General features: G+C 42.5%; 20 protein-coding genes and 1 riboswitch. Of the genes, 4 read left to right on the forward strand and 16 right to left on the reverse strand.

Annotated elements, in window-relative coordinates:
• Nucleotides 1-277: 277 nt before the first annotated feature.
• From ablB to CVD28_RS17340, 9 genes are all read right to left on the reverse strand, one after another.
• Entirely contained in the window at nucleotides 278-1,120 is an 843-nt protein-coding gene (gene ablB / locus CVD28_RS17305) for a putative beta-lysine N-acetyltransferase (RefSeq protein WP_101594261.1), read from the reverse strand.
• A complete protein-coding gene (locus CVD28_RS28190; RefSeq protein ID WP_180954201.1) occupies nucleotides 1,117-1,260 on the reverse strand; it encodes a hypothetical protein in 144 nt (47 codons plus the stop codon). Before CVD28_RS28190 ends, ablB begins: the two co-directional genes overlap by 4 nt.
• A 15-nt stretch (nucleotides 1,261-1,275) precedes the next feature.
• Nucleotides 1,276-2,547, reverse strand: coding sequence for a peptidase (locus CVD28_RS17310; protein WP_101594264.1), 1,272 nt, complete (start codon nucleotides 2,545-2,547; stop codon nucleotides 1,276-1,278).
• A gap of 39 nt (nucleotides 2,548-2,586) precedes the next feature.
• Nucleotides 2,587-3,252, reverse strand: coding sequence for a 3-oxoacid CoA-transferase subunit B (locus CVD28_RS17315; RefSeq protein ID WP_101594267.1), 666 nt, complete (start codon nucleotides 3,250-3,252; stop codon nucleotides 2,587-2,589).
• Nucleotides 3,231-3,932, reverse strand: coding sequence for a CoA transferase subunit A (locus tag CVD28_RS17320; protein ID WP_374702543.1), 702 nt, complete (start codon nucleotides 3,930-3,932; stop codon nucleotides 3,231-3,233). The genes CVD28_RS17315 and CVD28_RS17320 overlap by 22 nt, the downstream gene beginning before the upstream one ends.
• Nucleotides 3,933-3,945: 13 nt before the next feature.
• Entirely contained in the window at nucleotides 3,946-5,301 is a 1,356-nt protein-coding gene (locus CVD28_RS17325) for an aspartate aminotransferase family protein (RefSeq protein WP_101594273.1), read from the reverse strand.
• A 325-nt stretch (nucleotides 5,302-5,626) separates the two neighbouring features.
• Entirely contained in the window at nucleotides 5,627-6,604 is a 978-nt protein-coding gene (locus CVD28_RS17330; RefSeq protein WP_101594276.1) for a S66 family peptidase, read from the reverse strand.
• Nucleotides 6,605-6,735: 131 nt separating this feature from the next.
• A complete protein-coding gene (locus CVD28_RS17335; protein WP_101594279.1) occupies nucleotides 6,736-8,205 on the reverse strand; it encodes an NAD(P)/FAD-dependent oxidoreductase in 1,470 nt (489 codons plus the stop codon).
• Nucleotides 8,206-8,419: 214 nt separating this feature from the next.
• Complete coding sequence (locus tag CVD28_RS17340) at nucleotides 8,420-8,560, reverse strand: YjcZ family sporulation protein (protein ID WP_101594281.1); 141 nt, start codon at nucleotides 8,558-8,560, stop codon at nucleotides 8,420-8,422.
• Nucleotides 8,561-8,981: 421 nt separating this feature from the next.
• Between CVD28_RS17340 and CVD28_RS17345 the strand changes: the two genes are divergently transcribed.
• Nucleotides 8,982-10,085 (forward strand): SGNH/GDSL hydrolase family protein, encoded by a 1,104-nt coding sequence (locus CVD28_RS17345; protein ID WP_101594283.1) that lies wholly within the window; start codon nucleotides 8,982-8,984, stop codon nucleotides 10,083-10,085.
• Between the two features lie 26 nt (nucleotides 10,086-10,111).
• Nucleotides 10,112-10,684, forward strand: coding sequence for a DUF502 domain-containing protein (locus tag CVD28_RS17350; RefSeq protein ID WP_101594286.1), 573 nt, complete (start codon nucleotides 10,112-10,114; stop codon nucleotides 10,682-10,684).
• Nucleotides 10,685-11,101: 417 nt separating this feature from the next.
• Here the strand turns inward: CVD28_RS17350 and CVD28_RS17355 are convergent, their stop codons facing one another.
• A complete protein-coding gene (locus tag CVD28_RS17355) occupies nucleotides 11,102-12,232 on the reverse strand; it encodes a 5-methyltetrahydropteroyltriglutamate--homocysteine S-methyltransferase (RefSeq protein WP_257985904.1) in 1,131 nt (376 codons plus the stop codon).
• A 71-nt stretch (nucleotides 12,233-12,303) separates the two neighbouring features.
• A riboswitch (SAM riboswitch) is annotated at nucleotides 12,304-12,413 on the reverse strand.
• Nucleotides 12,414-12,614: 201 nt separating this feature from the next.
• On the opposite strand from CVD28_RS17355, the gene CVD28_RS17360 reads away from it, so the two are divergent.
• Entirely contained in the window at nucleotides 12,615-13,505 is an 891-nt protein-coding gene (locus CVD28_RS17360; protein ID WP_101594288.1) for a TIGR01777 family oxidoreductase, read from the forward strand.
• Nucleotides 13,506-14,079: 574 nt separating this feature from the next.
• Here the strand turns inward: CVD28_RS17360 and CVD28_RS17365 are convergent.
• Genes CVD28_RS17365 through msrA form a run of 3 tightly spaced genes read right to left on the reverse strand, consistent with a single transcriptional unit; the run spans nucleotide 14,080 to nucleotide 15,590 of the window.
• Nucleotides 14,080-14,580 carry a PTS sugar transporter subunit IIA gene (locus tag CVD28_RS17365; RefSeq protein WP_101594291.1) on the reverse strand — a complete coding sequence of 167 codons (501 nt, stop codon included), beginning with the start codon at nucleotides 14,578-14,580 and terminating at the stop codon, nucleotides 14,080-14,082.
• 40 nt (nucleotides 14,581-14,620) lie between these two features.
• The gene (msrB, locus tag CVD28_RS17370; protein WP_101594293.1) at nucleotides 14,621-15,055 is read right to left on the reverse strand and encodes a peptide-methionine (R)-S-oxide reductase MsrB; all 435 of its coding nucleotides are present in this window, start codon (nucleotides 15,053-15,055) and stop codon (nucleotides 14,621-14,623) included.
• Nucleotides 15,042-15,590, reverse strand: coding sequence for a peptide-methionine (S)-S-oxide reductase MsrA (gene msrA, locus CVD28_RS17375; RefSeq protein WP_101594296.1), 549 nt, complete (start codon nucleotides 15,588-15,590; stop codon nucleotides 15,042-15,044). Before msrA ends, msrB begins: the two co-directional genes overlap by 14 nt.
• A 243-nt stretch (nucleotides 15,591-15,833) precedes the next feature.
• Here msrA and CVD28_RS17380 point away from each other — a divergent pair, with 243 nt between their 5' ends.
• Entirely contained in the window at nucleotides 15,834-16,592 is a 759-nt protein-coding gene (locus CVD28_RS17380; protein ID WP_180954202.1) for a DUF4397 domain-containing protein, read from the forward strand.
• 273 nt (nucleotides 16,593-16,865) lie between these two features.
• Here the strand turns inward: CVD28_RS17380 and CVD28_RS17385 are convergent, their stop codons facing one another.
• The 3 genes from CVD28_RS17385 to CVD28_RS17395 form a co-directional block, all read right to left on the reverse strand.
• Nucleotides 16,866-17,444 (reverse strand): YpmS family protein, encoded by a 579-nt coding sequence (locus tag CVD28_RS17385; RefSeq protein WP_101594302.1) that lies wholly within the window; start codon nucleotides 17,442-17,444, stop codon nucleotides 16,866-16,868.
• 27 nt (nucleotides 17,445-17,471) lie between these two features.
• Nucleotides 17,472-18,278: an SGNH/GDSL hydrolase family protein gene (locus CVD28_RS17390; protein ID WP_101594305.1), complete on the reverse strand. Its 807-nt coding sequence runs from the start codon at nucleotides 18,276-18,278 to the stop codon at nucleotides 17,472-17,474.
• 180 nt (nucleotides 18,279-18,458) lie between these two features.
• Nucleotides 18,459-19,049 carry an SCO family protein gene (locus CVD28_RS17395; RefSeq protein ID WP_101594308.1) on the reverse strand — a complete coding sequence of 197 codons (591 nt, stop codon included), beginning with the start codon at nucleotides 19,047-19,049 and terminating at the stop codon, nucleotides 18,459-18,461.
• Between the last annotated feature and the right edge of the window lie 89 nt (nucleotides 19,050-19,138).

The raw sequence follows: 19,138 nt of genomic DNA on the forward strand, positions 1-19,138 counted from the left end.
AGGACGAAGGTTGTAACACGAATTTAGTTACAACACTGGCGACTTTAGCCGTTCTTCCTCTGACCAGGGTGCTTCCGCTTTTCTCTGATGTCCAGCTCCAGCGCCCAGCCCCTCGAGGTCATTAGCCAATCACTTCCGAAGGCAAAAAGCGCCTTCTGTCAGCGCTCGTCTTATGCTTGTCGGGGCTGACCAGGGCGCTTCCGCTTTTCTTTCCTTGTTACATGTATATGAGCGAGTGCCGGAAAATTGTCATTTTCCTGCCGGATTTTCGGCATCTTTATGGATTTTTTACCCACACATTCATATCTTCCAGGCTGCTAAAAATATAGCAATTATTTGCGAGCCTTCCTCCAAACACATAACCCAGCTGATGAAGCGCTGCGTTCATCCCAAAGGACAGCGAGCGGGCAATCGAATAAGTGCAATATATTTTCATTTGGTAAAGCTCCTTTTCCAGTCCGGCAATCAGCAGCTTCATTAGGCCAAACTGCCGGTGTTCAGGCAAAGTGGCGCAATCGGTTATTTCCGCATTATTGTAGATGCGGTTTATTTCAGCTGATGCAGCGCTGATAATCCTGCCGTTGTGCTGGTAAACATAAAAAATCGTGTCACTTTCCATAACCTCGCGGATGTAGTCAGGGCTGTTCATCGGGACGGGATACACTTGAAATACGCTTTTATAAAGTTCTGCAAGCTGCGGTGCATCAGCAAGCTGAGCTCTTCTCATTTCGTACTCGGCAGGCGGATTGGGCATCGGTCCGACTGATGGAAGATGCTGAACATTTTTTACAATGTCATCTTCCTTTTGCCATTCCGGACTATCCCTTCGGCCTGCTTTAAAATATTTAACAAGAAAATAAGCATCACTGCCGGAAAAGTATTTTGTGATTAACGCTTCGAGTTCGAATCCCGCCGATACCAACCGGATCAAATCTTCTTTTCTCGCTTTAAAAATTAATTTTTCTGCATTCATTTCCTCAGCCGATAGTACCGCTTCGCTCAGGCAGTGGTCAAAATTTCCGCGATAATCATCAACTCTTGCCCGCTTATTAAAAGGATCAAGATATATGTCCAAAAAATAATCCTGGCCGCGTATCAGTTTTTGTTCAGATTTTTTCATGGCCTCGCGCAAGAAACAATGGCAGATTCAAGCACAATCACCAGCTTGCTCGGAACATTATTTTCCTTCATCTGTAAAAGTTCTCTTGATTTCGGGCCTGGAAATTCTGTTTTTAATGAAATCGATCTTTCAACGCCCATCTTCTTATCCCCCCATTATTCTTTTCCTGCTTCCCCGCACCAATCAATTAAAGTGCAGGCAATAACCTCCGCCACCTCAATGACTTTGCTGATTTCGATAAATTCATTTGCATCATGTGCAACTGCAGTTGTTCCAGGCCCGAAAACAACAACAGGGATTTCTCCGACATTTGATAAAATGCCTCCGTCAGTTCCCCATGGAGAGGCTTCGATTAATGGATTCTCCCCGATAATTGAAGTGAAATTTTTTGACAGAACTTCCATTAACGGATGATTCAGTTCAAGGCTCCCAGGAAGCCATCTTGCACCGAACCATTCCAGCTCGACCGGTTTCGTGGAGAACCATGCATCCTCGCTATTGAGACTGCAGATACAATCCTCAAGGTCCTGTTCTGCATCCTTTACCCTTTCAGTCGGGGCGATCCCCATCCTGCCTTCGATTACCGCTATATCTGGTACGGAGGAAGGCCACTCACCACTGGAAAGCTTCCCAATATTAATCGGTATGGGAATTGGGATACTCTTATAAAGCGGGTGGTTAAGCCTAATATTCCTTGCCTTTTCAAGCTTTTGCAGCTCGGTAATTACCTTCATTGCCTGTTCGATAGCACTGACTCCTTCATATCTGGTGCCGCCATGGGCAGACTTGCCTTTTACTGTTATCCTGAACCACATGGAACCCTGCTGCAGCGGGAAAAGCTTCATATTGGTCGGCTCTGGTATTATGGCTCCATCAGCTTTATAACCCCGCAATACGGCAGCCAGAGTACCTGCGCCGCCGCTTTCTTCCTCAATCACACTTTGAAAAACCACATCACCCTTTAAATCAATTCCAGATGCATGCAGTGACTCAAGCGCCAATAACAGCGAGACAGTCCCGCCTTTCATGTCTGTGGCTCCACGTCCGTAAACCTTTCCATCCTTGACTATTCCACTGAACGGATCATTGTCCCAATCCTTCAGGTTTCCTTCCGGCACCACATCAATATGGCTGTTTAAGATAATCGATTTACCTCCGCCTGTTCCGCTTTTTACTGCTGCGAGGTTCGGGTTTCCTTCAAACTGGCTGCGATCACAGTGAAAGTTGGCGTGGCTTGTCAGCATCTCTCCGCCTAATTCCCACAGATCAATAGAAAGGCCAAGCTCCCTGCATTTTTCGACTATAATTGCTTGAGCCTTCCCTTCCTGACCTCTCCGGCTTGGTTCCTGTACGAGCCGCTGCAGGAACTTTACTCCATTGTTCCTATTCTCCTTCAGCCAATTTTTCACTTTTTCCTTACTCTCCATCCAACTCCTCCTCTTACATGAATTACGGAGCACGCAATGTTAATATTTTAATATTCTCAGACTGTCTGAGATTGTAAAATTCACTGCTGTTTTTTCCCTTACTTCCTCTATTGTGTAAGGGCTGAATAGATCAACTAGCGATAATCCTTCACTGTATACTTCGAAGACAGCCATCTCAGTAATAACCAGCTGGACACAGGATTTTGCTGTCAGGGGAAGTGTGCATTTCTCCACAATTTTGGCTGAACTATTTTTGTCACAGTGGTTCATTACGACGATTACTTTTTTTGCTTTCGCTGCCAGGTCCATTGCTCCGCCCATTCCAGGAACTCTTTTACCAGGCACAATCCAATTGGCAAGATCCCCAGAACCGCTTACCTGTAAAGCTCCTAAAATCGTAATATCGATCTTGCCGCTTCTTATCATCCCGAAGGCTGTTGCACTGTCGCAATAGGAAGCTCCTTTTTGCAATGTAACGGGATATCCGCCTGCGTTGCATAGATTGGCATCCTCCTGCCCTGCAGCCGGGGAAGGCCCCATACCAGTAATCCCATTTTCCGCATGAAACATGACCGTTTTGCCGGCGGGCAGATGATCAGGAACAAGCGAAGGAATCCCGATTCCAAGATTCACAAGCATCCCATGCTCAATCTCAGCAGCGGCCCGTTTGGCGATTTTGTTTCTTACTTCTGCTCCCAGACCCACTTCCAATTGACCCCCTTTGACGGAATAATATAATCTACAAACACCCCGGAGGTAATGATGGCTTCGGGATCCAGCTCCCCAAGCGGAACTATCTCATCGACCTCCGCGATAGTAACCTTTCCGGCCATGGAGACAAGCGGATTATTGTTTCTTGCACTTTTGTTAAAAATCAGATTACCGTACGGATCTGCTTTTTGGGCAAGAACAATTGATATATCTGCAGTTAGGGCTGTCTCTATCAGAAATGGTTTTCCATCTATTTCACATGTTTGCTTATTTTGGCTAACCACTTCTGTATCAGCACCAACATCTGTCAGGATTCCCGCAAGCCCCATCCCTCCTGCGCGAATCCGTTCAGCAAGGGTCCCCTGGGGTGAAAACTCAATTTCAAGCTCGCCGTTTGTCATAAATTTGCCGGCATTAGGGTTGGATCCAATATGGGAAACTATTAATCTTTTTGCCTGTTTATTGGTAACAACCTTGCCAATGCCGATGTCGGGAAATCCAGTATCATTCCCGATCAATGTAAGTTCCTTAATATTGCTTTCGATTATTGCATCAACCAGTCCCGGCGGTGTCCCTATTCCGCCAAACCCGCCAAACATGATCGTCATGCCATCTTTAAAAAAGTGCCTGATTTCATCTATAGATGTTATCTTTTGAAAGGTATTGTCCAGCATAGGTACACTTCCTTTATTCCTCATTCATATAGGCAGCCTGAATAATCGTTTCTGCCTCCTCCAGCGTTTTCCGCAGCCTGCGGACAAGTTCTTCACATTCTCTTTTAGTGATTGTCAGCGGCGGAGCGATAATCACGGCATCACCGCCCGCACCTTCCTCGCCTGCTGCCGAAGGGTATAATAACAAACCATTTTTCGCCGCTAATTCTATAATCAATGTGGTGACCCCGGCAGAAACTGCAAAAGGCTCCTTCGTGTCTTTCCTGCGCACAAACTCCAATCCTAGGAGCAGCCCTTTTCCTCTTAAATCCCCTATTAACTGGAAACCCTGAGCAAGCTTCTTCAGCAAATTGCATAAATATCTGCCTGTCTCCTCCGCTTTTTCTGCTATCCGATTTTCATCTACATAGTTTAAAACGGCAAGTGATACTGCACAGGATTGTGGATTCGCACTAAACGTATGGCCGCTCATAATTAATTTTGATCCAATCAAGATAGGGTTTAAAACCTTCTCACTGACTACAGCAGCAGCTATTGGAGTGTATCCGCCGCTCATACCTTTGCCAAAAGCAACAATGTCGGGCACAACTTGATAATGATCGCAGGCAAGAATTTTCCCAGTCCTTCCAAATCCGGTCATCACTTCATCAGCGATAAATAAAATATCATTGTCTTCACAAATATCTTTAATTTTTTCAAAATAACCCTCAGGCGGCGCTATGGCCGCACCTGCTGCACCAATAACAGGCTCGGCGATAAAAGCTGCAATTTGTTCGGCCCCGATCCTTTTTATTGCCGTTTGCAGCTGATTTGCACAAGCAAGACCGCAGGATGGGTATGTACTATTAAATGGACATCGGTAGCAATATGGGGGATCAATTGCCGGGAAATCTTCCAGCAATGGTGTGAACCTTGCCCTTCTTGCAGTATGCCCTGACATCGAAAGCGCTCCAATCGTAATACCATGATAGCTTCTCCATCGTGAAATAATTCTGTGCTTAGAGGGCCTCCCTTTTTCCTGCCAAAATTGGATCGCTATTTTCATCGCTGTCTCGGTCGCCTCTGACCCGCTGTTTACAAAAAAGCTGTATTTTAGCCTTCCATCCGTCATCTTGGCTATTTTCTCTGCGAGCTTTTCGGCAGCTTCACTCGTAAACTGGGAGCGGTAAACAAACGAAACCTTGTTTGCCTGCTCAGCCATCGCTGCTACAACTTCCTGGACTCCATGGCCGATGTTCGCTGTCACCGCCCCAGACGAAGCATCAAGATAATCCTTTCCTTCCCTATCAAATAAAAAAACGCCCTTCCCATGGCTAATAACCGGATATGCAGCATTTAACATCGGTTTGATTAAATATGATACATTCATCGCACCCTTCTCCTCTTTTCCAGCCGTAAAACAAGCAATATAGTAAATTGTATGTACACCTAATGGAAATCTTGCTTAGAAAGTGAATCTTCAAAGTCTTCATAAACCCGTGAGAAGAATTTGAGGACATAAAATCGATAGTGAACAGAGAGGTTTTTAATTTTTTTCCTAAGGCAGGATACTGGAATACTACATTTTGAGTTTCGCAGTCAAAATAAAAACGCCTATCCTTTGGATAGACGCAATTAAGCATGCTCTCACTTCTTTCGATCAATCGGCCTGACAACAAAGCAGCCAACCCGGCAAATCTTTAATGAATGTGTTTTTAAGATAAAATTATTTTAATTTCAACACCGCTGCCGTTAGCTTTCACCAAAGCTCTTCCTCCGACAGGTACCGTAGCAAAAGGATGTACATGGCCGAAGTTTACATTAGCAATGACAGGTATACCTTCTAATTCTTTTTTTGAAGAAATAATTTTTTCCAGTGCGTAATCGGTCATGCCGCTGTCCTGTTGAAAACGACCGATTACCAGCGCCTTGATGCTGGTGGCATCCGGAAGGTGGAGCAGTGATTGCAAATTCCGGTCAAATGTCAGCGGATGGGTTTCTTCATCGTCCTCAATGAACAGGATGCAATCTTTTATGGATGGCATAAACTCTGTTCCCTGAAGGAGATTTAGTGTACCTAAATTTCCTGCCAATACCTCGCCTTCTGCATTTCCCGGCTGCAGGACCATGAATGGCCCCTGCTCATGAAACTCCCGTTTTTCCTGGTCAAGGTACCAAGGATCATCACTCCACTTGTCGCTTGGCAGAATTTCATAATCTTCACTATCCATTATTGCTTTTTTAAAATATTCGAGGGTATAGTCAAAGCCGTACTTTACCCCAAAACTTGAAAAATGCGGACCAGAATAGGTAATCAATCCCGTTTTCTGATAAATGGCCCATTGTAATGCCGTAATATCACTAAACCCGCATAATACCTTTGGATTCTGTTTTATCAAATCATAATCTAAGTAGCGCAGGAGCTGATTTACATTATAACCGCCAATTGCAGTGAATATCCCTTTCACATTTGGGTCACGGAAAGCGTCATGGATGTCCTGCACTCTTTCTTCTATGGAGCTTGAGAAAAACTCATCATGCCCTGATGTATTATTTCCGTAAGTTACTTTAAAACCCAAGGATTCCAGTCTATCCTGTGCAATTTCCACTTGCTCAGATTTTAAAATAGCAAAACTTCTAGATGGAGCAATTACCCGGATTTCATCTCCAGCCTGTAAATGTTGTAATTTCATAGCTTTACTCCTGTATCGTGTTATTTTGTTGAATACTTTTATACTACTAGAAAGAAAAAATTTTTTACATAAAAAATTCCTGCTGAAAAAATCAGCAGGAAAAAAGTTATACCTCAGTATCGTGCAGATGGCTACACTGTAACAGGTTCATCGTGAACAATCTTCGTTTTTGACTTTTCAACAATATCTCGAGCAATCCATACGCCGCATGCACTTGCCTGTGCAAGACCGCGTGTGATTCCGGCTCCATCGCCGCCTACATACAGTCCGGATATTTCGGTTTCAAAGCGGTCATTTAGCTTTGGACGCGCTGAATAAAACTTTGCTTCGATTCCGTAGAAAAGCGTGTGTTCAGAAGCGAGCCCCGGAGTAACCTGGTTTAGAGCCTCTGTCATTTCAATTAAGCTTTTTAATGTATTATACGGAAGAACAAGACCTAAATCACCGGGGACCGCTTCCTTTAAGGTCGGCTCAAGGAAGCCTTCTTTAATCCTTTTTTCCGTTGAACGGCGCCCTTTTAAGATATCACCGTATTTTTGAACGATGAGTCCGCCATTGGATAGTGCGTTGGCCAGCCTGGAAACCTCGTGTGCGTACTCATTCGGCTTATCAAAAGGTTCAGCGAACGTATGGGATACAAGCAAGGCAAAGTTTGTATTTTCACTCCCAAGTGCCGGGTCCTTATAGGCATGGCCGTTTGCAAGCATAATCCCCGAATGGTTTTCCACCACTACGTGGCCTGATGGGTTGGAGCAGAATGTCCTGACCGTTGTACCAACAGATGTGTTGAAAGTAAACTTGCCTTCATATAAATGCTTATTTATCTCTTCCATTACAATATTCGAGGTTTCTACCCTTACACCCACATCAACCTGGTTGTTGATCATTTTCAGGCGGCGTCCCTTAAGGAGAGAAGTAAGCCATTTGGAACCATCGCGGCCTGGTGTGACTACCACCTTTTCAGCTGTCACCTTTTCCCCTGATTTTAGCTGTATACCTGTCACACGATATGTTCCCTTTTCCTTCACAGTCAGAAGCTCTTCAACTTCAGTTTTGAAGACCATTTCCACTTTATCCTTTAAATATTCAAAAATACTTTGCAGGATTTGCAGATTCTGTTCAGTTCCTAAATGCCTTACCTGTGCACGCAGCAGCTTTAACCCCGCTGCATAACCGCGCCTCTCAATATCACGGACTTCTTCTGTCATTGGGTCGGTAATGGATGTGGTGGCACCGTGGCTTAAATTGATTTCATCAACGTATTTAATCAGGTCTACTACCTGTGAATTTGGCAAATAATCTGTCATCCAGCCGCCAAACTCACTCGTAATATTGAATTTACCGTCAGAGTATGCTCCCGCACCGCCAAAACCATTCGTTATCGAGCAGGCAGGCAGGCAACCAGCAAAATCCTTCTTGCCGGCAGCAGGAGGGCATTTATCAATCTTTTTTTGTAAAATTGGACAATTGCGGCGATATATATCATGGCCTTTATCTATAAGCAGAATATTAGCTTCAGGCATTTTTAAAGAAAGTTCATAACAAGTGAAAATACCGGCTGGTCCGGCTCCAACAACGATTACATCATAATTATTTTTCATTCAAATTCCTCCAGTGGAAAATCATATTTCATCTTTCCCCTAAGTAACTATATCAGAGCTGAAATTATCAGTCAATTATTTTACGAACTATTTTAATAATGTTATATTTAATGTTCGTATTTTGGTTGAGTTGAAACTTATGTAACCGTGGACAATCAGCGATTTGTACGTAAAAAAACCGGCTCCAAAAGGATAGCCGGTCATTTTTGCAAAATTAATAATTGACGAAGGAAGCACCAATGATTATTAACAGGATGAATAGAACAACGATTAACGCAAATCCAGATCCAAATCCTCCACCATATCCGCCGCCATATCCACAGCAATATCCGCCATATCCGCCGTATCCGTACATATTATCCGCTCCTCTTCTTGTCTTTATTGAGATTACACTAATAAACTATGTTATATGGCCCTGCCCTGTCTGTGCATTCGCCCATTTTCCAAATAAAAAAAGAAAATTATGTGCTAATCAGACTTTTCAGAAAAACCTAAAGTGGTCTTCAGAAGGCTCAGTATGCGTTATAGGGCTAAAAAGCTGGAAATATTAATTCCTAGGTAAATAAAAACTTTTTATTTGCGAAAAAAGACACAGAAGCATGCGAAAACTTGCTTACCAATCCATGCAAGATGATGTATAATTTCTTTTCAGGTAGTGTTAACCAGTAAAATGGTAATGTACTAAATTACCTTCAGCTGCACCAAAATATGGTATGTGTAAGTGCCACTCTTGATCATAAAATACAGAGCGATTATTCAACGTTGGGGGATATGAATTGAAAAACCGTTTTATTCTTATGCTTCTTTCCATTACTTCTGCGACCATGGCCATCGTCATACTTTTCATCTTGTTTGGAAGCACCGAAAAAACATACGGGTTTGACAAAAATAGCAGCGTGTATGAAAAAATGAATCACAAAAAAGCAATTTCGTATTTGGTGATCGGGGACAGCATTGGACGAGGATCAGGCACAGAAAATCCGGCGATGCGATGGTTCAAAATCCTTGAGCGGCGATTTTTCATTGAAGATGCTATCCGTCTTAAGGGTGACTATATCGTTCAAAGCGGAGCTACAGCATTTGAGGGTCTATATAAACTGACCAGCCATAAAGAGAATAGGCCCGTGGATTTAATATTTTTTGTATTCGGAGAAAATGACAGGAAGTACATGCAAGCAGGGGAGTTCGGACATCTATATGAATCGCTGATGAGGCAAGCAAAAACTCTGCACCCAAATGCCGAACTGATCACCATTACAGAAAGCTCGCTTACCTTCGATGACTTTGCAAAGCAAATAGCGGCTATAACAGGACATTATCAGGCTGCAAGCATCGACATGCGGCCAGTCTTCCAAGCAAGCGGTTATACTGCAGAAGAGCTGACAAGGGATCTTGTCCACCCTAACGAAAAGGGTTATCAGCTATATTCAGATACAATCTACAGCAAACTTTGGGAAAATGCGTCGAATAACAAAAAGCCAGCTATACTCCCGCCGCCGCTTTATGAAGACAGCTTTTTGGGATTTCAAGAAGTAATGAAACCCGATCGCCTGGATGGCTTTGTGCCCAAGGGCAGTTTTCTGGAATCACATCACACCGGTGCAGTCTTAGAATATGAATTCAGCGGATCATTAGTTGGAGCCAAAGTATTAAGGGGACCCGATGGAGGAATCTTCAATGTGTATATTGATGACAAATTCATTACTTCCCTTAGTACCTGGTGGCCATTTGAAAAAGAACGTTCTTTATATATTGCGAGCAGTTTGGCGGACGGGCCGCATAATATAAGGATTGAGGTTTCAGAAAGAAAATCTCCTTACACCAAAACGGCGAAGAGTTTTATCCGGATCTCCTCAATTATAAGCAATAAAACCGAGTAATTTAGAGTTTTTGGAGGAGTTGCTAGATGAAAGTACTATTGAAAAATTTTATTAACGGGATCCTGACCATTGTTCCGATCATTTTAGTCATATATGTTGTTTTCAAAACATTTACGTTTCTTGATAGCCTGCTGGGCAGTTTTTTGCGCCCTGTTTTAAAGGATGCTTATGTACCTGGAATTGGACTGATTTTGACTATTGCCCTGATTACATTGCTCGGCTGGCTTTCTACGCAGCTTATTACCGGGTCGCTCATTAAGTTGGCCGATCGCATTCTGGCGCGCATCCCAGTCGTCAAAACTATTTACTCTTTCATTAAAGACACAGTCCATTCATTTCTTGGCGATAAAAAGTCGTTCTCGAAGGTAGTCCTAGTAACACAGCCTGGATCTGAATTAAAAAGCATCGGGTTTATCACAACGGAAAACCTTGACGATTTTTACAGTCCATTAAAAGAGTATGCTGCCGTTTTTGTACCGCAAACCTTCCAGGTGGCAGGCTTCACCTATTTTGTACCAAAAGAGTTTATTGAAGTCATTGATGTTACTCCTGAAGAAGCAATGAAATTCGTACTTTCAGGCGGATTAACTTCTAAATAAGAAAAGCGCAAGCGCCCTGGTCAGAGGAAGAACGGCTAAAGTCGCCAGTGTTGTAACTAAATTCGTATTACAACCTTCGTCCTGTGGCAACGCCGTTCTGACCCACTTCCTCACAAAGCTGTGGCTTTGTTTCGTGCGATGTATCGCTGCCGCAGCGTTCCTTGTCCTGTTCGACGGGGCTGGGCGCTGAAGCTAGATATCTGTACTTGTTAAAAAAGGAATGCTTCTTTCTTATTTTTTAAAAAATAATTAACCCGCGAGCATATCATAAGTCCCGCGGATTTCATTGTGTCCAATTTTGATTCCTGCTAAGGTCACCTAAGCTTTTCTGTCTATTGAGTATTCATTAGCAAAGCGCAACCGCACTTACAAAGAAATGCCACTAAATTACCTGCAATCGTTTTTGTGAATGATACGTTACTTCCATACATCCTCTGATATCTCTACAACATGACGAAGCTTTGCCCACTGCTGCTCTTCAGTCAGCAGATTTCCTTCTTCTGTAGAAGCAAAGCCGCATTGCGGACTTAAGCAGAGCTGGCTTAAATCAACATAACGGGAAGCCTCATCTATCCGGCGCTTGATATCTTCCTTATTTTCCAATTCACCAAATTTAGAGGTTACTAATCCAAGCACAATCTGAAGGTCTGGCCGCTGTACGAAACGGAGCGGTTCAAAGCCTCCAGCACGATCGCTGTCATATTCCAGAAAGAAGCCATCAATATTCAAGTGGCCAAATAACTTTTCCGCTACCGGCTCATAGCCGCCGGATGAAATCCAAGTGGAGCGGAAATTCCCCCGGCAAATATGCATTGTTATTTTCATATCCTCCGGACGGTCTGCCACTGCAGTGTTAATGGTTTGCAAATACAGTGCACTGAGCTCATCAGGGTTCAAACCTTTTGCACGAAGCTGCTCTTTCTGCTCATCGGAACAAAGATAAGCCCATGACGTATCATCAAGCTGCAAATAACGGCAGCCATCATCATAAAAGGATTTAATTGCTTTTTTATAGGTGATAGCCAAGTCATGAAAAAATTCATTTTTGTCACTGTAGGCACTTTTTTCGATTTCGCCGCGGAAATGAAGCATGCTTGGGCTTGGAATCGTCATTTTGGCAATATGATCCCCTGCAATATTCTGCAAAAACTTAAAGTCTTCTATCATAGGATGATCATTGAAATCAAGTTTATTTGTAACTTTAATAGAACGGGAACTTGTTTGTTTTTGATGAAATTGAATCCCGCCGCCTGTCTCATAGCCTTCAACACCGGTCAGGTTTTCCAGGAAATCAAAATGCCACCAGGACCTCCGGAATTCACCGTCAGTTACTGCGCGAAGCCCAGTTTCCTTTTGTTTTTCAACAGCGCGGGTGATTTCTTCGTTTTCAATTGCTCTAAGCTGCTCTGAAGTAAGCTGTCCTGCCGCTCTTTGAAGCCGCGCCTCCTTTAACCTGGCCGGCCTTAAAAGGCTGCCAACCTGGTCTGCCCGAAATGGCGCCTGATTTGATTGAAGTGACTGACTTGAATTTTTGATGATATTCTCCATGACGTAATTCCTTCTTTCCTCGTAAAATAAAAAGCTCCTCCGATTATGGAAGAGCTTGGTAAACAATCTCTTCCTCATCTTTAAGATCACCATTGTGTTCTTAAGGACTTGGCACCATTCTGTCAGTAACAGCGGTTGCCGGGCTTCACAGGGCCTATCCCTCCACCTCTCTTGATAAGGAGATAATAAATATATAAATTCTAGTATTCCTAATTTTCACTCATACGTCAACCCTTTAGAGTATAAAAGTTTTAAAAAACTCTATGAAACTTATTTTAAAGAATAAACGTAATATATTTATATACCGCTTTTTCACTATAAAGAGCATAGATAAATAGGATTATCACAATTGATAAAAATAGATTCAGCTGGAGTGATAGAAATGAAAAAGAAAGTTGTATTGGCTGGAGGAACAGGGTTTATCGGAGATTATTTTAGACAGAAGTTTCTGAATCTTGGATATGACATAAAAACCATTTCCAGGCAGTCTGCTCATATTTCATGGAATGATAAAACTGGAATCATAGAAGCTTTGGAGGATGCTGAGATTCTGATCAACCTGGCAGGAAAGTCGGTAAATTGCCGCTACAATAGCAAAAATAAACATGAGATTTTGAAATCAAGGACAGAGACAACCGAAATTCTAGGAAACGCTGTGCTTGCTTGCCAATCTCCTCCTCATTTATGGATCAACTCAAGTACAGCAACCATATATCGGCATGCCGAAGACCGGCCGATGACTGAAAAAGATGGGGAGATTGGAACTGGCTTTTCCGTTGAAGTTGCAAAAGCATGGGAAAAGTCCTTTTTCTCTTTCGCATTGCCCAACACAAGACAAATTGCACTTAGAATCGCCATTGTATTGGGTGCAGGCGGAGGCGTTATGACACCATATAAAAACCTGGTGAGATTCGGCCTTGGCGGCAAGCAAGGCTCTGGAAAGCAGAGGTTTAGCTGGATTCATGCGGAGGATTTATTCAGAATAGTTATTTTCCTGCACGAAAAAGAACATGTCAGCGGAGTGTTTAATTGTTCGGCTCCTGAATCCGTAACCAACTGGGAACTGATGAGCCAGATAAGAAAAGCTATGAATGTGCCAGTTGGTCTGCCGTCTCCTAAATGGCTTCTTGAAACGGGCGCAATGTTTATCAATACGGAAACCGAATTGGTGTTGAAAAGCCGATGGGTAAAACCTGATAGACTGGAAAGCGAGGGGTTCCAATTCAAATATCCAAAGCTTAAGGAAGCCTTGAAGGAGATACTTCAAAATTAATAATAATATTTGGGGACAAACTTATTAAGACTTAACTTGGTTCCGCATGCTTTTCTTTTGGCCTGCCGCAAAATCTGAAACGGTATTTTATGAGGATCTCTTGGGGGTATAGGAGCAAGCACAACTAATTCACAAACGAATTTTTGACGTTTTAAGCCCTTATTTGGAGTATAAATTCACTTTTTTGCAACGTACGAATAGAGATCATTCTCTCCCGGGAAAAGTTTATCTTGGAGTCTGTTTTATCATCCAACTTTTTATCTTTATCAGCAACTTTTATTATGAATTTTTCAACTTAGAATGGTGTATCTGCTAGTCAACGGTTCGGATACCCCGTTAGGGTATGTGTATTTGACCGGCTATCTTACAACTTAGACCAATTTATCATCGACCTTCAAAATTTATCGCTCAACTTGCCCCATTTATCGTGTAACTTTGCGAAAATATCGATTTCTCGACAAAATTCCCCTTTTACCGGTGTTTGATGACGGGTGAATGAGGTTAATTTCCAGCCTGTACACGCCTTAACCCAGTAAAAAATCCGGATCCATTTCTTGGATCCGGACAAAATATCTTACTTTTGAGCAACTGTCAATAATACAGTTGTTCCTCTTGTAAGTGATTGTTCACTTGTTTTTTGCAGACCGCCAAAATCGTCTCCATTGGTGATGATGATAGGGGTGACGGTGCTTTTTGCTTTTTCACGGATCAGGTCAAGATCAAAAGAGATAAGCTTGTCCCCTTTTTTAACCGTATCCCCCTGGCTAACATGAGCCTCAAAGCCTTCACCGTTCATAGCTACCGTTTCAAGGCCTATATGGATCAGGATTTCGATTCCATCTTTGGATTTAATCCCAACTGCATGCTTGGTCGGGAAAATTTGAACGATTTCTCCAGTGACCGGTGCAACAACAACACCCTCGGCTGGATCAATGGCAATTCCATCCCCCATCATTTTCTGAGAAAAAACCGGATCTGGAACATCTTCCAGCTGAACGGCTTTTCCAGTCAATGGAGCCGCCAGTTCTCCTGCAAATGGTTCACTTTCTTTTTTTCCAAATAATTTCTTAAACATAATGAATACCCTCCACTTTCAATGCTTCTAATTCTGTTTTTCAGGAAAATAATTTCCTATACTCGCCGTAGCCTTCCTTTTCCAGCTGGTCGGCTGGTATAAAGCGCAGTGCGGCGGAATTGATGCAATAGCGCAAACCGTCTGGACCTGGGCCATCAGGAAAAACATGCCCCAAATGTGAATCCGCTGTATTGCTCCGGACTTCAACCCGGCGCATCCCATAGCTTAAATCCTCTTTCTCAAAAACTTCCTCTGCTTCAAGCGGCTTTGTAAAGCTGGGCCATCCGCAGCCAGCATCATACTGGTCCCTGGAAGAAAACAAAGGCTTTCCTGAAACAATATCTACATATATGCCTTCCCTGTTATTATCGTAGTATTCATTTCTGAATGGCGGCTCTGTTCCATTGTTCTGAGTTACTTCATACTGCATAGGCGTAAGTTTTTTCTTTAGTTCCTCTTTGTTAAAGTTTGGCATCCTGGCTGTTTCCCCACTTTCTTTCTAAAAATCCAGCTCTTCCTGATCCGTGCCGGTAGGCTTCATAATGTGCCGGGTTCTTTTTGTAATAGTCCTGATGGTACTCCTCTGCAGGGTAAAATTCCTTTGCGGGAAGGATTGGCGTTACGATTGGGCTGCTGAATTTGCCGCTTTCCCCAAGCTTTTTTTTCGAACGCTCTGCTGCGTCCCTTTGTTCTTCATTATGGTAAAAAATCGCCGTCCGGTAAGATTCTCCGCGGTCACCAAATTGTCCTGCGGCATCTGTTGGGTCGATTAGCTGCCAAAATAATTCAACCAGCTTTTCATATGAGTATATTTCAGGATTGAACGCAATTTGAACGGCTTCAAAATGGCCTGTCGTATCACTGCATACCTCCCGATAAGTCGGATTTGGTTTATGGCCTCCTGTATAGCCGGATATGACTGACTCAATCCCCGGCTGTTCATGAAAAGGTTTTACCATACACCAAAAACAGCCTCCTGCAAAGGTTGCCAGTTCTGTTTTTTCAGACATCAAAAATCCCTCCCAATCACTGAACATTTCTATTAACTATTCCCTATTTAAAGCATTTTAACGCTTTTCTCTAGTTAAAGAAAGTTTTAAGCTTGTTTTCATAAACTGATAATTACAAATTCACGCGGCTTCCCAAAAAGGAACAGTCAAAACGGTCTGAAACATACTCCCAACCGTGTGCACCTGCCCAGTATTATTCGCATATTCTGACTTTATCAATAACCAGGGATGGGAGATGAAAATATGTCAAGGAATACGGCAATTCACTTTCAAAAAGCATCTATGTATTACATGCTGGCCGAATATCATAAATACTCAAACCCCGAACTGCATGTAAAATATTATTATAAACATTTTAATCATTTAAAAAAAGCCACCCAGGGCTTTAGGAGTAATGCATGGCTGCCTCAATCCTTTCAGACTTTTCCCGGGAGACTTCGGTTCCTGCATGCATGCTTAGACGCGCCTGATGCAGACGTATATCTGAATGGGATGAGGATATTTCAGAATGCAGCAACCATGACAGCAGGTGAGTTTTTGTCACTCCCGGAAGGGCAATATCAATTGGACATCTATCCTTCCGGGAAAATGATTCAAACAATCGTAAGCGGCAAAGTAACAATAACGACAGGCAAATTGGTAACAGCCGCTGTTGCAGGACATACGGATAATCCCCGGCTAGTTGTATTAACGGATGATTCCTATATTCCTGCAGGAGAGTCTAAAATCAGATTTGTCCATTTAAGCCCTGATGCCCCTTCTTTTGATATTGCCGTTAAACAGGGAGATATTGTTTTTCCAAATCTTTCTTACCGCAAGGCTACGGACTACTTGGGAATCATGCCAATGACGATTGATTTAGAGGTAAGGATGGCCGGAACATCAGACGTTGTTCTTGATCTGGAGCAGGCTCGGTTCTATCCTGACAAGGCATATTCCATTTATTTGACCGGCTATGCAGGAAAAGGCCCCGGAATAAAGCCGCTTATTCTCCATCCTTAAAAGACAAAAGTTCAAGCTCACTGGTTAGAGGAAGGACGGCTAAGGTCGCCATTGTCCTGTCGCGACGCCGGCACTAGACGTCCTCGCAAAGCTGTCGCCTTGGTTTCGTGCTATGTAACGCTGCCGTAGCATCCTTGTCTTATGCGTCCGGACTGGACGCTGCAGCTAGAGAGATAGACGCAGTACTTCAGTTATCCATAACTCTGATCTTATAATTTCCTTAGCAAAAATAAAAACAAGCCGGTGTAAACTGCTTGCCACCGGTTTGTTTCACTAGTTTGGCACAGAAAGAATAAATGAAATCTTGTCATTTTCCAGATCAAACTCTTCTGCCTTCACTTTTACATTACTCTTTAGCTTTAAATTTTGCAGCGAAAGATAAATCTTTTCCTCATTTGGCTGAATGCTTACCCAGTCAGGAATTTTGTATTGTTTGTTAATAAAACTCAGAATATACGAAACCGGCAAATTAAGCTGACCGAGTGACATGGATTTTTGTTTTAATAGCAAATCGCCATTTTCCAGTGCTTTTGGCTCAAAAGTCAGCTTCATCTCAAAATCCCGGCCAAATGCTGGCACTGTTCCGTATAATTCTACCTCTTCAGCCAGAATTACATGATATTCAATCGGTCCTCTTAAGCCTTCATCAGTCAGGTAACGATTAATTAATTTATTCAGATCACTTTTATTTGTATGGACTTTAAATTGAATATCCTCATGTACTCTGCCTTCTTGCTCAATGTTGTCATGGGTTGCCGGTAGGCTAATAAGGATAATTAATAAAGTGATCACAAAGATATTAATAAAGAGCAAAGAAAAGAATAATGCTCTCCACTTTCTGCTGCCTGCCATAAGCTTCCCCCTTTCATTTGAGCTCTGTTAATTATACGCATACTCTTTAATTGAATACTCTTCCATTTGTTTGTATATTTGAGCAGCAATTAGCTCATAGCCCCGGTCATTTGGATGGAAGTAATCCTCAGTGAACAGCAAGTCTTCCTTGGAATTCTTAAATACATCACCTATTTGTATAAAATGCGTGTTTTCAAATTCCGCCAGTACCATCTCGCTGCTTGAATTCCAAGAACCCATGATCTCATCCAATTCACTGAAAAATTTTGAGAATGGGTTGTATAAGCCTACAAGATAAATTTCGGTATTTGGATTATTGCTTCGAACTTTTGCAATTATTTCTTTTAGCCTTGTTTCATAATCTATTCTGGCATCGACAAACTGCTCCATTTGAAGGTTCATAATGTTTTCCCGGACAACCTTCATAACATCATTTCCCCCAATTGTTATGATTACTGCATCACTGGCGGCAATTTCCTGCTTCAGCTCAGGATTATTAAGCCTCCTTAGGAGCTGATCTGTACGGTTTCCCTTTTTTCCATAATTACTTATTTGAGCTGTATGGAGGAATGTTTCTTCCTCCAGCAGTGATTTCAGGTAGGGCAAATAGCCTCCATTTTTATGACTGGATCCTACTCCTTCTGTAAGTGAATCCCCAATTGCAACCACCTTGAGCGGTGCAGGGAAAAAAGAGGCAGGAATAGCTTCTTTTGTCTGGAGTCCTATCTCACTTTTCTGCTGTTGTTTCGGTTCCTCCTTAACAACTTCAGCCTGCCTTGTACAAGACGCCAGTGTTGCGGTGCATATGATTAAAAGAACTATTTTCCTGAACATTGCTCTCACCTGCCCATTACTATTTATATTATATCACGAAGCAAAAATTCGAAACCCGGCTATAATTCAGAACCTGCTGAAAGATAAAGAGGCTCCATCCCGCTGTGCCACTAAAGAAGTTCAATGACCGGGCTGAAGGGTCAAATGGCTTCTTTAATGGCACCTATGCCGGATAGGCCTCTAGTTTTTCTGTAAAATTTTTATATGTTTTACAATCTCATCAAACGGGATTTTATCCAAACCTGTATAGTAATTAATGATTTTTCCTTCTTTATCCATCAGGTAGAAATCGGTGCCATGTATTACCTGATCCTGTCCTTCAGGTTTTGCCACAATTGTTTTAAAACTTTTTTTTGCAAACTCTTCAATTTCCTCCTGCTCGTAACCAGTCAGGAAATGCCAGCTGGAAAAATCAGCTGCAAAATTAGAACCAAACTCTTTTAAAACTTTAGGATTGTCAACTGCGGGATCTATTGAGAAGGACACAAATTCTACATCCTTGATACCTTTATCCTTCAGTTTTTTTTGCAGCTTCGCCATATTGGCAGTCATCGGAAGGCAAACATCTTCACAGTTTGTAAAGATAAAATCTGCGACCCAGACTTTTCCTTTTAAATCCTTTTTAGAAAAAGAGGCGCCATCCTGGTCAGTAAAAGAGAAATCTTCTACCGGCCAATTTTTTGCATTTGGCACTTCTGCCTTCCCGCATCCGGAAATCATTAATAAGACACTAACAGCTATTGCCATAGCTGCAATTTTTACTTTTTTCATAGTTTCACCCTTGTCACTAATTCATATCAGTCTATTTTAACAAATGGTACAACATGTGAAAAGGAAGAATTATTATATAATTTATGGAA

Origin of the sequence: Bacillus sp. M6-12 (assembly GCF_002860285.1) — a bacterium.
GTDB lineage: Bacteria > Bacillota > Bacilli > Bacillales > DSM-1321 > Peribacillus.